This is a genomic window from Morganella sp. GD04133 (genome assembly GCF_029835375.1).
Taxonomy (GTDB): Bacteria; Pseudomonadota; Gammaproteobacteria; order Enterobacterales; family Enterobacteriaceae; genus Morganella; species Morganella morganii_B.
The window spans coordinates 82,941-97,108 of the sequence record NZ_JAODZS010000011.1; the positions used below are offsets into that span (position 1 = coordinate 82,941).

Sequence of the window (14,168 nt, forward strand, 5' to 3'; positions counted from 1 at the left end):
AATATGCGTTATAAAAGTTTACTGTTAGCTCTTCCGCTGGTCTGGGGCGTGGCTCATGCGTCAGAAGGTGTTGTTCATCATAAACTGAACGGTATGCCTATCTCTGAATCTGTGGAAATCAGCAGCAGCAAAGATATTATTTTCCTCAGCGGCAAAGTACCGACCAAAATGTCCAAAGACGCGCCGGAAGGTGTTCTGGCGTCATACGGTAATACTGAAGCACAGACCATCAATATCATGGAACAGATCAAAGCTCACCTGGCTGAGCTGGGCCTGGAAATGAAAGACGTGGTGAAAATGCAGGTCTTCCTGGTCGGTGGTGAAGAGACTAACGGTACGATGGATTTCGCTGGCTTTATGGCCGGTTATTCCAAATACTACAATGATAAAGATTCCGGTAATAAATTACCGGCGCGTACCACTGTTCAGGTTTCAAAATTAGCAAACCCGGCATGGCGTGTAGAGATCGAAGTGACCGCTGTCCGTCCGTAATCGTATCCGTGTGTTAACAGCGGGTTTGCCTCCGGAAGGAGCAAACCCGTTTTTTATTGAGGAATAAAGATATATAACAGGCCTTCGGATGATGGTTTTTTATGTCAGAGAGCCGGAAGTCAGACACGAAAAATCCGGTTATCACCGGTTGGCAGTTCAATCGTCAGACGGAGTGTTCCGCCCATGGCCTCAATATAGCGTTTCAGAGTTGCCAGTTTGACGTCATTACCGCGCTGCTCAATCTGAGTGACAGCAGGTTGTGATATACCAAGAGTAGTTGCCAGCATTTTCTGAGAGATATGAAGTTCTTCTCTGAGAAGTTGCAGCCCGGTTTCAAGAACCAGCTCATCAGTCAGTCGTTTTATCCGCTCACGGCTCTCCGGTGGTTGAGCGGCTATTACTTCCTGTAATGTTTTCATCGGTTTATTCCTTTGCTGTTGCAAGATATGAGGAAAATAAGACTGTCCACACAACTCACCATCCATAAGTTATGACTTATATAAGTTAATAAGCCCGGGCTTATATGTCAATGCTGTATTTTGATACAACATTTCTGAATAAGCCCGCATGAAAGATAAAAATGAGGACAGTAACTATATGACTTATAATGGTTAATTCAATACCCTGTCTCCGCCTCAATGTCCAGCACTGTGCCGTCTTGCTTTTCAGTGAAAAGATACCGGTATTCTTCAATGGCAACGCGGTGAGTGACAATCATTTCCAGTTTGTCCGGTGACAGCCAGTGGTAACGGATCTCTGCGTCCGCCGTCTGGTAGGTCATGTCTTTCCCGGGCAGGGATTTTTTCAGATCTTCAGGCTGATAAAAATCGTTCCGGTAACGGGAATAGACTCCGCGGATATTTTGTTTAATAAAGAAACAGCGGTATGTATTCAGACCGTCATAAACTTCGCCTTCATTAAGCTGGCGGCATGACGCATACAGATTATCTTGTGTTTTCTCCGCATAACCGGCGGAGGCGGGCAGCAATAAAAACAGTGCAAAAACAGAGAACAGCCGGTGTGTCATCATGATATTTCTCTCCCTGAATAACCGGCTGATCGTAACACAGGTTTACCATTCCTTCACATCCGGGTCGGCTTTGGTGACGGAGGTCAGTTTTGCCAGACGCGATAACAATGCTTTTTTCAGTTCATCGATAAAGGTGTACATCACCGGTACAAAAAACAGGCTGAGAACCGTGGATCTTATCAGCCCGCCGATAACCGCGACCGCCATCGGAGCGCGGAACCCTCCATATCACCGCACTCCGGTTGTGACGCTGTCACAGGAAGATTTTGATATTCCGGCAGAGTAATGACCGGTGCAGATCGGACTGTTTGCGGATGCGTTACACTGACCCGCTCATCATCCGCCCGGCTGGCAGGTGATACAGAAGATAAAAAGAGTGTGGCCACTATCAAAACGCGGTTTTTCATCATGGTACAATTTCCGTCCGGAAGCATTGCCCGCTAAAATAAGCTAAATAGTCTGGTTTTCCGTAAACACGCGTTAAGCCGCGATTTTTCGTTAAGCTGAATTACGTTTTACAGGGGAGAAACCCGTTATGGATCCGCTGCACAGCATTGCCGTCACGCTTTTTCTGTTTGTCCTGACCTTTTTCAATCCCGGAGCAAATCTGTTTATTGTGGTGCAGACCACATTGAGTTCCGGACAAAAAGCCGGGTTGACCTGCGGTTACGGCGTGGTGCTGGGTAATGCGATTTACTCGGGGCTGGGATTATTCGGGCTGGTCACGCTGATGCATGAGTTCGGGGCTTTTTTTTCGCTGATTAAAGCAGCGGGCGGCGCTTATCTGTTGTGGTATGCGGTAACGGTTTTCCGTAACCGGACGCAGCTGAATCTCAATACCGACAGTACATTACCGGCACAGCATGCGCTGCGTTATTTCCGGCGCGGGCTGATTTCTGATCTCTCTAATCCGCAGACCATCCTTTTTTTTATCAGTATTTTCTCGGTCACACTGACACCGCAAACGCCGTTGTGGGCAAAAATCACCCTGTGGTTTGGTATTATCACGGTATCACTTATCTGGCGTATTATTCTCTGCCGCACATTTTCCCTGATCTCCGTGCGCCGCACCTATTCCCGCATTCATCGTGTGGTCGGTAAAGTGGTGGGCGTGTTACTCGGCGCACTCGCGGCCCGTCTGATCTATCAGGGGGCTGCGGAGTTGTTCCAACAAAATTGATATCTGTATTGGCGATTATAAAAGATGACCCTGATTCACCCTTTATGGTGTACTTACATCCTCATATGTGTGTTTTGACATATCCTATTAGCTGAACGGTAATAGAAAAGGGTGCTTGCATCACCTGGCCCGTCAAAAAGAGAAAATGTGGGGGTTACCCTCCACAAAGCCACACTATCTATCACACGATAGTGTAGCCTGAACTACTGTACCCCCATTGCTAAAATTTAGTGAACATAAACGATCACGCATTAACAACGAAAAGCACAGAACTGTGATACACACAGCAATCAGCCCCATAAGGGCAAATTTGCTCATTCCTCTTGACTCCTTGGGTAAAAGGAGACATCATCTAATTGATGGTTAGTAGACTGCCTCGGATTGAGATTAACATCGCAATTCGGGGCTTTCGTCTTTCTGGTTCAAGGCTATGCCTGAACCGAAATGATTCAAGCACCCGAGCCAATACTAGCAGCTTATTATTAAGATACATACTGTTAATTCATAATGGAAACATCATATCTTAACTCTGTTGCTAACTTTTTCTGAGATAAAAACATCACAATGTAAAATGTTCAATGCAAATTACGAACAAATCCATAAAGATTATCTAAATACACATCACAAACATTATTAAAAAATAATCAATAAAGCAATCAATTACTCCGTAACTAACTGATTACTAGTTGCTATTTTCATTTTCCGCCTTGGTTATTTTCTTGTGGAATAAAAAGCGATAATTAAAAGATTATTTTATAACTTAACTAAAGTCACTTTAATAAATAATTTTAAAAAATTAATTTACTCATTGGGTTTGTTAAATATATCGTTCACTATTTCGTAATGGTTATTATCTATTTAAAATCAGACTTAGTTATGCAGGCTAATAGCTTTACAAGAACAACGTATTTCCAAAATGTATAAATCATTCCTACTTTTACCGCGTATCAAGCTGAAATAATTTTGCAACAAAAAAGCCGGATCTATCATGAGTATAAATACGCGCACAAGTGTTTTCTGATGATAAATACCTGTGCTACCCTTTACTCGGTTAAATATACATTTAATGTAGTAACTTAAAATCTTTTCCGGTTTGTGGGAATGTATACAGTCCGAGGCACCAGAATCGACCTTAAATTTTTTTAGAATTTTTGCCGTAATGGAGGCTCTGATGGGGGAGTTAGTTTCGCGTGACACCGTAATAAGTGTTCCCGATGTCAATAACATCACGAAAAATACCAGTAATCCAGCCACGAGCTACTTGTTAAGATTGCGATCCAAACAAAGCCAAAAAACAATGCGTTCATGCCTGAGCTCGGTGGTGAAAATGTTTCGTGCTGTGGACCCGTTTACTTTTGATTGGTCTGTCATGGATCGGGATTCAGTCCAGTTGGTGCTTCAGAAGTTAATACTGGAGAAAAAGACTCCTAATAGTATCAACCTGATCCTGAGTGCGATTAAAGGGGTGGCTGAAGAAGCCAGAGCATCACGAGTCATAGACAGTGATACCTATCAGGATATTAGAAGCATACGGCGTATTCGGGGCAATCGGGTTGGTCGGGGGCGCTCACTGAATCGTAGCGAAATAATTGCTATTTATCAGTACCTTGATAGCCTAAACACCGCAGCCTCTATACGTGATGCGGCGATAGTTTCGATAATGCTGGGCTGTGGTTTACGGCGTGCAGAAGTGACTTTATTAGATATTGAAGATATTAATTTCGATAATTATGCCGTGAAAATCATGGGGAAGGGGAATAAAGAAAGAACCAATTTTATGCCAAATGACACTCTGCGGCGTACCCGCTTATGGATAGAAACCGTCAGAGGTGATCATGCTGGTGCAGTTTTCACCCGTATACGTAAAAATGAAGATGTGACATGCGATAGAATAACCACTGATGGTTTGCGCTATATTATTGAAAAATTGGTAAAAGATTCAAATTCAGCGTCATTTACACCCCACGACTGCCGCCGAACCTATGGAACGAAACTATTAGAGCTCGGCGAGGACCTGTTAACTGTCAGGGAAGCTATGGGGCACAGTAGTGTTGCTACTACACAGCGATATGATAAACGAGGTGTAACACGCTTAGAAGCTGCTGCACGTAATCTTCAATACTGAACGATGATTCTCTATGGCAACTCGAGTTGTACAACATGTGATATTAAACGTTTTAGAAAAATACAAAGAGCAAATAATCCATATATCCGCTGATGAAAAACCGCGTTAAAGGAAACAATGACTGCTTCTGGTACATCAGCTCATTTTGCCGCTTTATTTCAGGCGCGTTACTGGCTGCCGGAGCCTGGTTTTAATCAGCCGCGCGGCGCTATCCACGCTGTGCGCGCGCCGACAGTGGCACTGCGGTGCAGTGCGGTGTGGCTCAGACAAAAAGCACTGACCCCGGCAAATTCCTGCGAATACCAGGCACCGCCACGCATCAGTGCCCGCTCCCCGTAATTACGCAGGTAAATCTGGTCAGTCTGCGGTTTTTCTCCGTACGGCGCGAGTCCGTTCAGTTGTAACAGATGCGGTACCGGCAGATTACCGGCTGTTTTCATGCTGAAGAACGGGCCGTCGAGCAGTCCCGGCGGATAGCTGTTGTCAGCCGGGGAGCCGTTATAATGTGTCATATTTTCTGACAGCACTGGTGTGCCGCCGTTGCCGGTCAGACAGGCAGACGGCGAATCATATTTTGCCGTCCTGGGGCTGCCGGGCTCACAATATTTCCCGCTCTGCATATTGACTGCCTGCCATAACAGCGGCGCATCTGCCGGCAATTCACTGATATCATTATCACGGATAAGCTGAATCTCACCTGCTATCAGCCGGACGCCGGTCTGCCATTCCCACAGATTTCCGCACAGGTCGCTGATCCCGGTCAATTGCTGATTATGATACCAGTCCGGATGGGGTGAACCGGTCAGTGTGTTGGCTTCCCCGCAGAGGTCACCGGCGGGTTTGCCGTCAATCCGTACCGCGCTTTGCTCCGGATGACGCAGGCTGCGGCCATAATCGGTATTACCGTCCGGAATAACATTCTGCTGATCAATACAATGCATCAGTGCCGCCCATTCCGCATTACTGCTGAGATGAAATCCCGTTCCGGTCTGCTGCGCCAGTTGCCGGAATGTCGCCAGATCCAGGTGACAGGCCGGTGCTTTTCCCGGCTGACTGATAAGCTCGTCGTCATGCAGGCTGCCCGGGTAGCAGGCATAGAAAAAGGCATCAATTATCCGTCCGTTCACACGAAATGCCGGATGCAGAGCAGGAAGATCATCACGACAAATCTGATACATAAAATTCGGCTGACCTTTGGCGGAATAAATCACGGTCCGCCGTCCCTGACTCTCTTTCTCTGTTTTGACCCGCAGTGCATCGGGTGAAAAAATTGTTGTCATCAATATTATCCTTATCGTTATGATTCCGGGCGCAGTGATACCCAGTAACCCGGCTGCCACGGCACCGGCAGAAACTGCTGATAAAATTTACGGAATACCGCGTCAGCATCAATATCCGCAAACAGTGCCGGATGCAGCCAGGCGGCGAATTTCAGGACTGCGATAAAGCCGAAAGGGCTGTCATAGAAAGCGTGCCAGATGGCATAACACGCCCGTTGTTGTACGGCGGCGAGGGTTTTAAAGGCGGGGCGTTTCATCAGAACAGCCAGCTGTTTTTCCGCCACTGCAAGATCAGCCCCCGGGCCGAGCCCCACCCAGTCACCGCCGGGGTTATAGCTCTGCCATTGCCCGCCGGTGACAATCACTTTCTCCGGCCGGGTATGGATGATGGTTTCCTGATTCAGCGTCCCGTAGGTGCCGTCAATATAATCCGCACCAATATTCTTACCGCCCGCACAGGTCAGAAATTCCGCGAAATTGCCGTTACCGTAGGCATAACAGCACTCCGCACTGAATCCGGCGGCGCGTTCCAGCAGAACCGGTACCGGGCGGTAAGGTGCGGCAGCCAGCCGCGATGTCACGAGAGCAAGATGTGAGTGAATAAAGGCGATCATCTCAGCGGATCTGTCCGGCACACCAAGAACAGTACCCATAATGGCGATACTGCGCGGCGTGTTTTTCAGCGGACTGATACTCATATCCAGTACAACAATCTGTATCCCGGCGCGTTCCAGTAATGCGCTGATCCCGCCGGTTTCCATGGCGGAAAATGTACCGGTGGTGACAAAAATAATATCAGGGTGCAGATCAACAATGGTTTCTGTGTTTGCCTGTGCTCCGGTCAGTGGTGCAAGGTGAGGCAGGGCAGTCAGTGCCGGAAACGCCCGGCAGTATTGCTGATAGCTCAGTCCGTCCGCATGGCGGAATGCTGCCGGGATCGCCGTCAGTTTTTCTGTCAGCTGTTTTCCGGTCAGTGAGGCGTACAGAAACATCAGGGAGGCATCTGCCACATAGATCCGCTGTGGTGTGATCCGGCAGTTAATCTGTCGTCCGCGTATATCGGTAATGAACGGCTGTTCCGGTGCGGCGGATAGTCCGCCCGGCAGTGCAGCCAGTGCGGAAAACAGCAGGCTGTGTTTCAGCAGATTTCGTTTCAGATGATCCATAGTGTCACCGCTCTCAGAAGAAATAATTGAGGGTGGCGACAACGGTGCGGTCATTGCCGATACTGCAATAAGTGGAACTGGTACAGCCCGCCACATAAGACGTATTGGCGATATTGCTGATGGTGACACCCAGCTCCATCCCACTCAGTTCCGGTGTCAGCGCGTCCATCTGATAACGCAGGCTGAGATCCCCCAGCCAGACAGCAGGCACAGTAAAGCTGTTGGTGTTATCCCCCTGCGTCGCACCGAGATAGCGGACACCGGCACCGATCAGCGCGCCGTCAAGATAACGTCCGTGAAAGCGGTAATCCGCCCAGAGTGAGCCGCTGTGACGCGGCACCTGAACTGGGCGTTTATTCAGTACGGATTTGTCATCCGATTCGGTGATCACATTATCGGTAAAAGCATAACCCAGCATAACATTAAGTGACGGTGTCACGGACATGTGACTCTCAAACTCCAGCCCGCGGGAGCGGACTTTGCCGGTCTGGTTATAGTAATCCGGGTTTTTCGGGTTATGGGTGGTGACATTTTTCTGTGTCAGCTCATACACCGCGAGGCTTGCCATAATATCGCCGTTATCACTCAGGTATTTTACCCCGGCTTCTTTCTGGTCAGATTCTGTCGGCACAAATGCCTTGCCGTCTGCGTCTGTTCCCAATACCGGATCAAAGCTGTCGGAGAGACTTATCCAGGGAGAAAAACCGTTGCCGAACGTGTAGGTCAGCCCGGCACGGTGACTATAAGCCGAAGTATCATTTTTCTCTGTTGTTCCGCTGAAGTTGTTAGTGGTTTTCAGTGAAGAATCATCATAACGACCGCTTAAAATCAGGCTCCATTGCTGCCAGCGCAGATGATCCTGTACATAAACACCATAGCGCCGGTAAGTCTGTCCGGTGGAGGTGGATGAGGTCATGTGCGGCGTAAACTGCGGGCGGTAGTGAGAACCGTACGGATCAAATGTTACCGTTTGTGAGCCTGACCAGTCCTTATCCAGCTTGCCGGTCTGAAGATCGAAACCGGTCAGAATTTCATGGGATACCGGGCCGGTGAGGGTTTTGTAAATCAGCTGATTATCCGCCGCCAGGGTTCTGGCCCGGGACGGGGAATCCTGATATACCGCGGTCAGCAAACGTCCGTCCTGCACAAATCCGCGCGTAAAATCACGGCGGATATGGGTTTTCACATCCGCATAGCGGAGGTTCTGCTTCAGTGTCAGTGAATCCGATACCTGCCAGCTGATCAGTGAAGTGACAGATTGCTGTGTCCGGGCCGATTTTTCATGATCCGGATTACTGTAGTTGCGGTGCCTGTCCGGAGAGCCATAAGGCGACGGCAACAGGCCGAGGGCAGCGGCGGGAAGGGTGTTGTAGTAACCGACATAAGGATCATGCTGATAGACACCGGCCCCTGTCCAGCTCAGGTTATTCAGAGGCTGCCAGGTGACGGACGGTGCTATCAGGTAACGGGACTGTTTAGTATTTTCAATCTGTGAACCGGATGATGCCGCCGAGCCGGTCATCCGGTAAAGCCAGGTTTCATCCTCATTCAGTGCGCCGGTGCTGTCAAAACGCAGTGCATTGTTATCATAATTCCCGCTCTGAAACTGAATCTGATGGGATTCTTCCGCCCGGGGCAGCCGCGACTGCATGTTGATCACACCACCGGCACCACCCTGACCATACAGGGCAGACGACGGGCCGTGAACCACCTCTACGCTATCCAGCACCCAGGAATCAACCTGTGCGCCCCAGATCCCGCTGTTACCCGCGACCCGCAGGCCGTCGAGATAATAATCCGCATCAAACCCGCGCATTTTGGAAAAATCAATACCGTTGCCGAAGGCACCGTATTTTTCACTGGTTACCCCGGCACTGTAGCGCAGTGCTTTGCTGAGCGATTCACCTGGCAGGGTATCGAGCTGATCACGGCGGATCACTGAGACAAATTGCGGCGTTTCCACCAGCGAGGCAGTGCCTTTTGTTGCCGAGGACTGGCGCAGGGCACCATAGCCGCGCGGTTCATAATGAACATCATCCGCAGCGGTGACATACACCACATCCTCCTGTTCCGCTGAAGCAAGCGGGGCAGACAGCAAAGAGGCAGAAAAAACAGATGTCATAACGACAGGGTAAGAGCGTAGTAATCGGTGCATGAGGATTGTCTCAGTTGATCAGAACAGCGGCAGCATATACGTTGACTGACCGACAGTCAATAATGATGGTAATTATTTTCATTTGCATTTGAAAAATCAGGATTGAAGGGACACAGAATTTCGCTATAGTGGGGCGGGCTCCATCACCCAACGGATCGGGAAATGACAAAAAATACACTGAATAACACAGAACTGCCCGCACAGGGCGGTATAAAAATCTATCTGAGAAACGGGCTGTATTTTGTGCTGTTTTTAATGGCAGTACAGTTACTGACCACACTGACCGGCGGGAGATTAACCGCATTGGGCATTGAGCCGCGTACGGTTAACGGACTGTTCGGTATTTTCCTTGCACCTTTTATTCACAGCAGTTGGGGGCATTTATTCAGTAATCTGCCGCCGCTGTTAATTCTCAGTGTGCTACTGATGATCCCGTCGGTGAAACATTATATTAAGGCATCCCTGTTTATTATTATTGTCGGCGGGTTGCTGGTCTGGCTATTCGGGCGGACGGCGGTGCATGTCGGGGCGAGCGGCTGGATCTTCGGCTTGTGGGCATTACTGATTTATCAGGGAATTTTTCGCCGTAAACCACTGGATATTATTATCGGCATTCTGGTGCTGATTTATTACGGCGGCATGATCAGCGGACTGTTTCCGGGACAGCAATTCGTCTCTGTTGAGTCCCATCTGAGCGGCGCAGTGGCAGGGGTTTTATTTGGCTGGCTGCAATACCGCAAACGGAAACAGAACAACAAACCGGCATAACACTCTGCCGGGTGTTATCACCCGGCATCATTATCTGTCAGCCCCGGATGCGGGATGTCAGACCTTTCAGGAAATAACGCAGCAGCTGATCACCGCAGTCGCGGTAATTTTTATGATCCGGATTGCGGAACAGGGCGCTGATTTCCGGTTTTGACACCCGGAAGTCGGCACGCTGAAAAATATCAGCCATATCTGTATCCTTCAGTTCAAACGCAACGCGCAATTTTTTCAGGATAATATTGTTGGTCAGACGGGCATCCACCGCCGGTACCGGACGGCTCTCATCTTTGCCGCGGCGGAAAATAATCAGTCCGTTGAGAAAATGACCGGTCACATTATCATCACAAAGCTGATAATCCGCTTCGTCTTCTTTTTTCAGCCAGTCGCTCATCTGCGCTTTGGTGACAGTTAATCCGGCAAGTCCGGTGATTTCGGCCATTTTTGCGTCACTCAGATCCAGCATGTAGCGGACACTGCGCAGAACATAGTTATTCAGCATAAACAGGGGTTATCCATGGAGGGAGTTATAAACCCTGCAATACTAGTGATTATCCGTCCGCATTTCAATGAAATCCGCTGGTTGGAAGTGGATTAATGGCGGTGATATAGTAGGTTTTTCCGTTCAGTCATGAGGTTACTATGTCATTGTCCCGCGCATTTGCCACCACACTGCTTGCCGCTGCCTGCTCCGCTTATGCTGCCGACCCGGCAGATCTGATGATAACAGACGGCACTGTGCTGACCATGAACCCGGACAATACGGTGTTTGAGCACGGTACCGTGGTGGTCAGTGACGGCAAAATTGTCGCCGTCGGCGGCCCTGAGCTGACAGCGAAATATCAGGCAAAAAAAGTGCTGGATGTAAACGGTGATATTGTGATGCCGGGGCTGATAAACACCCACACTCATGGCTCGATGACGGTTTTCCGCTCTCTCGGGGATGATGTGCCGGATCGCCTGCACCGCTATATTTTCCCGCTGGAAAATAAACTGGTTTCCCGCGATATGGTGCGCACCGGCGCCAATCTGGCCAATATCGAAATGATTAAAGGCGGTGTGACTACCTATGCCGATATGTATTATTTCGAAGATGAAGTTGCGAAGACCGTGGATAAGGCGGGTTTACGCGCCGTGCTGGGGGAAACCATTATTAATTTCCCGGTTGCGGATGCACAGACCCCGGAAGAAGGGATCGCGTATGCGGTGCGCTTTATCAATGAATACAAAGATCATCCGCGCATCACACCGGCATTTGCCCCGCATGGCCCGTATACCAATACCACTGAAAACTTACAGAAAATCGCGGCATTGTCTGAAGAACTGAATGTGCCGGTGATGATCCATCTGGCAGAAACTGACCGCGAAAAAGACGAGATCGCCAAACGCACCGGCGGGAAAAGCCCGGTGCAGTATATGGCGGATATCGGCGTGCTGAATAACCGCCTGTTGGCGGCACATGTGATTATGGCCGATGATAATGACCTGAATCTGCTGAAGAAATATGATGTCGGGGTGGCACACAATATCAGTGCCAACACCAAATCCGCCAAAGGCGTGGCACCGGTCACGCAAATGCTGGAAAAAGGGATCCGCACCGGGCTCGGTACCGATGGCCCGATGTCCTCCAATACACTGACCACCATGAATGAACTCAATCTGGTCGGTAAAATCCATAAACTGGAAACCAAAAACCGGGCAGCCATGCCGCCGCTGACCGTGGTTGAAATGGCGACCATGGGATCGGCCCGTGCGCTGCATATGGAAGATAAAATCGGCTCGCTGGAAACCGGAAAACGGGCAGATATCATTGTGGTGGATACCAAAGCGCCGAATATGGTACCGGTGTACAGTCCGTATGCCGCCCTGGTTTATGGTGCAAACGGTGCCAATGTCCGTCATACCATTGTGGACGGTGTGATCCTGATGGAAGACCGGCAGTTACTGACCGTCAATGAAAATGAAATTATTCAGGATGCACAGCGTTTTGCGGAGAAAGTCCGTGAAACTGTGCGCGCTTCAGGGGAAGAGGTGAAATGACAAAAAAACTTAAATGTGCGCTGATTTATGACTTTGACGGCACACTGGCAGAAGGTGATTGTCCGGAGCACGGACTGATGCCTGCACTGGGGATCACTGATACTCAGGCATTCTGGCGGGAAGTGAAGCGGTTTGCCAAAGCCGATGACGGTGACGAAATTCTGTCCTATATGGGGTTACTGGCTGCGAAAGCCAATATCCGGCAGTCATCTGAATTGAGTGTTGAGAATCTGAAGAAACACGGAAAAACCATTCCGCTGTTTCCCGGCGTCACCGAATGGTTTAACCGTATCAATGCCTGGGCGCATGAACAGGGACTTGACCCGGAACACTACATTTTATCCAGCGGGCTGGACGGCATGATCCGCGGCACCGCTATCGGCCATGAATTCCGCGATATTTTTGCCTGTAAATATCACTATTCCGCTGACGGAAAAACAGCGTTATGGCCGGCACAGGCCATCAATTACACCACCAAAACCCAGTTTTTATTCCGGATAAACAAAGGAATACATAACTCCTGGGATAACGTTGCGGTGAATCAGTTTATCGAGCAGGAAGAGCGTGCAGTGCAGTTCCGCCATATGATCTATTTCGGGGATGGTGATACCGATATCCCGGCCATGAAAATGGTGCGCTATCAGGGCGGTTTCTCGCTGGCGGTATTTGATCAGAAGAAATGGGGCAACCCGGAAACTCAGAACAAGGTCGGCAAGCTGATTGCGGAAGAGCGGGCAAATTATGTAGTACCCGCAAACTACGAAGAAGGCAGCCAGCTGGATGTGACCGTGAAAGGGCTGTTACAGTTGTTCAGCCGTAAGCGCTGAGATCTGCAAACCCGCACTAATGACACTGTCACATATAATGCGGGTGTTACATGTCCGTTCAGAATATTTTTGCCCGGTCACCGTCCGCAACCAGTCAATTGGTGTACCATAACGACAGAAACTATTCAGAATAAGAAATGCATGGAGAAAGTATGAAATACCAAAATGTGACTGACACGCCCGGTGAGAATTCCTATTTCCTCGTTTTTAATCTGACAGATACCCCGCAAACGCGGGAGACGGTTGTTACGCTGTGTAATAACCTGTCCGGTATTCTGCGCAGCATCCGTAACCGCTTTCCGAAACTGGAGGTCAGTTGTGTGATGGGCTTCGGGGCGGATGCGTGGCAAAAACTGTTTCCGGATGCGGGTAAACCCCGTGAACTGAATACCTTTGAAGCAATTAAAGGGCCACGTTTTACCGCCGTATCCACCCCCGGTGATATCTTCTTTCATATCCGCGCCCTGAATGTGTCCGCCTGTTACGAGCTGGGTTCCATCATCAGCCGTGCTCTGAGCGGTGCAGTGACCTGTGAGGATGAAGTTCACGGCTTCCGTTATATGGACGGACGCGCGATTATCGGCTTTGTCGATGGAACAGAAAATCCGGAATTTGAGGATGAGCGCAAAGAGTATGCGGTTATCGGCGACGAAGATCCGGGATTTGCCGGCGGCAGCTATGCCTTTGTGCAGAAATACATTCACGATATGGATGCCTGGCAGAGCCTGAGCACCGAAGATCAGGAAAAAGTCATCGGCCGTCATAAATTCAATGATGTCGAACTGACCGATGAGCAGAAAATCCCGGGATCCCACAATGTGGTGACCAATATTCAGGACGAAGAGGGTAATGACCTGAAAATTGTCCGCGCCAATATGCCGTTCTCCAATCCGGCCAAAAATGAGCACGGTACCTATTTTATCGGCTACGCCCGTTATTTCTCCACCACCCGCAGAATGCTGGAAAATATGTTCGCGGGGAAAGAAACCGGTGCCACCGATGAATTACTGAAATTCAGTACCGCCGTGACCGGTACTCTGTTCTTTATTCCGTCCCCGGCCATGCTGGATGATGTTGAATAACTGACCGGATCCGGGAGATAACGCCC

Annotated in this window: 14 protein-coding genes and 1 pseudogene; 7 read left to right on the forward strand and 8 right to left on the reverse strand. The window is 49.3% G+C overall.

All coding sequences use genetic code 11. The features are described from left to right. The first annotated feature begins 3 nt into the window (after positions 1 to 3). The gene (locus N7387_RS07050) at positions 4 to 492 is read left to right on the forward strand and encodes a RidA family protein (RefSeq protein WP_274369479.1); all 489 of its coding nucleotides are present in this window, start codon (positions 4 to 6) and stop codon (positions 490 to 492) included. Between the two features lie 119 nt (positions 493 to 611). On the opposite strand, the gene N7387_RS07055 is transcribed toward N7387_RS07050, so the two are convergent. The 3 genes and pseudogenes from N7387_RS07055 to N7387_RS07065 form a co-directional block, all read right to left on the reverse strand. Further along, complete coding sequence (locus tag N7387_RS07055) at positions 612 to 911, reverse strand: helix-turn-helix transcriptional regulator (RefSeq protein ID WP_279797965.1); 300 nt, start codon at positions 909 to 911, stop codon at positions 612 to 614. A gap of 197 nt (positions 912 to 1,108) precedes the next feature. Beyond that, on the reverse strand, positions 1,109 to 1,522 hold the full coding sequence (locus N7387_RS07060; RefSeq protein WP_279797966.1) for a hypothetical protein: 414 nt from the start codon (positions 1,520 to 1,522) through the stop codon (positions 1,109 to 1,111). Positions 1,523 to 1,564: 42 nt separating this feature from the next. Continuing rightward, positions 1,565 to 1,732: pseudogene (locus N7387_RS07065) on the reverse strand (efflux RND transporter permease subunit); the annotation flags it as partial. A gap of 325 nt (positions 1,733 to 2,057) precedes the next feature. On the opposite strand from N7387_RS07065, the gene N7387_RS07070 reads away from it, so the two are divergent. Further along, positions 2,058 to 2,702 (forward strand): LysE family transporter, encoded by a 645-nt coding sequence (locus N7387_RS07070; protein WP_279797967.1) that lies wholly within the window; start codon positions 2,058 to 2,060, stop codon positions 2,700 to 2,702. A gap of 174 nt (positions 2,703 to 2,876) precedes the next feature. Here the strand turns inward: N7387_RS07070 and N7387_RS07075 are convergent, their stop codons facing one another. Further along, positions 2,877 to 3,020 carry a Hok/Gef family protein gene (locus N7387_RS07075; protein WP_279797968.1) on the reverse strand — a complete coding sequence of 48 codons (144 nt, stop codon included), beginning with the start codon at positions 3,018 to 3,020 and terminating at the stop codon, positions 2,877 to 2,879. Positions 3,021 to 3,873: 853 nt separating this feature from the next. Here N7387_RS07075 and N7387_RS07080 point away from each other — a divergent pair. Beyond that, entirely contained in the window at positions 3,874 to 4,827 is a 954-nt protein-coding gene (locus N7387_RS07080) for a site-specific integrase (RefSeq protein ID WP_279797969.1), read from the forward strand. Positions 4,828 to 5,021: 194 nt separating this feature from the next. On the opposite strand, the gene N7387_RS07085 is transcribed toward N7387_RS07080, so the two are convergent. From N7387_RS07085 to N7387_RS07095, 3 genes are read right to left on the reverse strand one after another with little or no spacing between them, the layout of a single operon-like run. Then, positions 5,022 to 6,107 carry a hypothetical protein gene (locus N7387_RS07085; RefSeq protein WP_279797970.1) on the reverse strand — a complete coding sequence of 362 codons (1,086 nt, stop codon included), beginning with the start codon at positions 6,105 to 6,107 and terminating at the stop codon, positions 5,022 to 5,024. 17 nt (positions 6,108 to 6,124) lie between these two features. Next, the gene (locus tag N7387_RS07090; RefSeq protein WP_279797972.1) at positions 6,125 to 7,273 is read right to left on the reverse strand and encodes an ABC transporter substrate-binding protein; all 1,149 of its coding nucleotides are present in this window, start codon (positions 7,271 to 7,273) and stop codon (positions 6,125 to 6,127) included. Between the two features lie 13 nt (positions 7,274 to 7,286). After that, the gene (locus N7387_RS07095; RefSeq protein ID WP_279797973.1) at positions 7,287 to 9,428 is read right to left on the reverse strand and encodes a TonB-dependent siderophore receptor; all 2,142 of its coding nucleotides are present in this window, start codon (positions 9,426 to 9,428) and stop codon (positions 7,287 to 7,289) included. A 162-nt stretch (positions 9,429 to 9,590) separates the two neighbouring features. On the opposite strand from N7387_RS07095, the gene N7387_RS07100 reads away from it, so the two are divergent. Then, positions 9,591 to 10,196, forward strand: coding sequence for a rhomboid family intramembrane serine protease (locus tag N7387_RS07100; protein WP_279797974.1), 606 nt, complete (start codon positions 9,591 to 9,593; stop codon positions 10,194 to 10,196). 37 nt (positions 10,197 to 10,233) lie between these two features. On the opposite strand, the gene N7387_RS07105 is transcribed toward N7387_RS07100, so the two are convergent. Beyond that, the gene (locus tag N7387_RS07105) at positions 10,234 to 10,695 is read right to left on the reverse strand and encodes a DUF1456 family protein (RefSeq protein WP_004237586.1); all 462 of its coding nucleotides are present in this window, start codon (positions 10,693 to 10,695) and stop codon (positions 10,234 to 10,236) included. Between the two features lie 140 nt (positions 10,696 to 10,835). Between N7387_RS07105 and N7387_RS07110 the strand changes: the two genes are divergently transcribed. The 3 genes from N7387_RS07110 to N7387_RS07120 all read left to right on the forward strand — a co-directional run bounded on the left by N7387_RS07110 (position 10,836) and on the right by N7387_RS07120 (position 14,142). Then, entirely contained in the window at positions 10,836 to 12,233 is a 1,398-nt protein-coding gene (locus tag N7387_RS07110) for an amidohydrolase (protein ID WP_279797977.1), read from the forward strand. Further along, a complete protein-coding gene (locus N7387_RS07115) occupies positions 12,230 to 13,060 on the forward strand; it encodes an HAD family hydrolase (RefSeq protein ID WP_279797978.1) in 831 nt (276 codons plus the stop codon). Before N7387_RS07110 ends, N7387_RS07115 begins: the two co-directional genes overlap by 4 nt. A gap of 152 nt (positions 13,061 to 13,212) precedes the next feature. Beyond that, entirely contained in the window at positions 13,213 to 14,142 is a 930-nt protein-coding gene (locus N7387_RS07120; RefSeq protein ID WP_004237582.1) for a Dyp-type peroxidase, read from the forward strand. Positions 14,143 to 14,168 lie beyond the last annotated feature (26 nt).

Bases quoted from the DNA above. Each gene is read 5' to 3' on its own strand.
- N7387_RS07050 (WP_274369479.1), top strand. From the start codon at position 4: ATGCGTTATAAAAGTTTACTGTTAGCTCTTCCGCTGGTCTGGGGCGTG.
- N7387_RS07055 (WP_279797965.1), bottom strand. From the start codon at position 911: ATGAAAACATTACAGGAAGTAATAGCCGCTCAACCACCGGAGAGCCGT.
- N7387_RS07060 (WP_279797966.1), bottom strand. From the start codon at position 1,522: ATGATGACACACCGGCTGTTCTCTGTTTTTGCACTGTTTTTATTGCTG.
- N7387_RS07070 (WP_279797967.1), top strand. From the start codon at position 2,058: ATGGATCCGCTGCACAGCATTGCCGTCACGCTTTTTCTGTTTGTCCTG.
- N7387_RS07075 (WP_279797968.1), bottom strand. From the start codon at position 3,020: ATGAGCAAATTTGCCCTTATGGGGCTGATTGCTGTGTGTATCACAGTT.
- N7387_RS07080 (WP_279797969.1), top strand. From the start codon at position 3,874: ATGGGGGAGTTAGTTTCGCGTGACACCGTAATAAGTGTTCCCGATGTC.
- N7387_RS07085 (WP_279797970.1), bottom strand. From the start codon at position 6,107: ATGACAACAATTTTTTCACCCGATGCACTGCGGGTCAAAACAGAGAAA.
- N7387_RS07090 (WP_279797972.1), bottom strand. From the start codon at position 7,273: ATGGATCATCTGAAACGAAATCTGCTGAAACACAGCCTGCTGTTTTCC.
- N7387_RS07095 (WP_279797973.1), bottom strand. From the start codon at position 9,428: ATGCACCGATTACTACGCTCTTACCCTGTCGTTATGACATCTGTTTTT.
- N7387_RS07100 (WP_279797974.1), top strand. From the start codon at position 9,591: ATGACAAAAAATACACTGAATAACACAGAACTGCCCGCACAGGGCGGT.
- N7387_RS07105 (WP_004237586.1), bottom strand. From the start codon at position 10,695: ATGCTGAATAACTATGTTCTGCGCAGTGTCCGCTACATGCTGGATCTG.
- N7387_RS07110 (WP_279797977.1), top strand. From the start codon at position 10,836: ATGTCATTGTCCCGCGCATTTGCCACCACACTGCTTGCCGCTGCCTGC.
- N7387_RS07115 (WP_279797978.1), top strand. From the start codon at position 12,230: ATGACAAAAAAACTTAAATGTGCGCTGATTTATGACTTTGACGGCACA.
- N7387_RS07120 (WP_004237582.1), top strand. From the start codon at position 13,213: ATGAAATACCAAAATGTGACTGACACGCCCGGTGAGAATTCCTATTTC.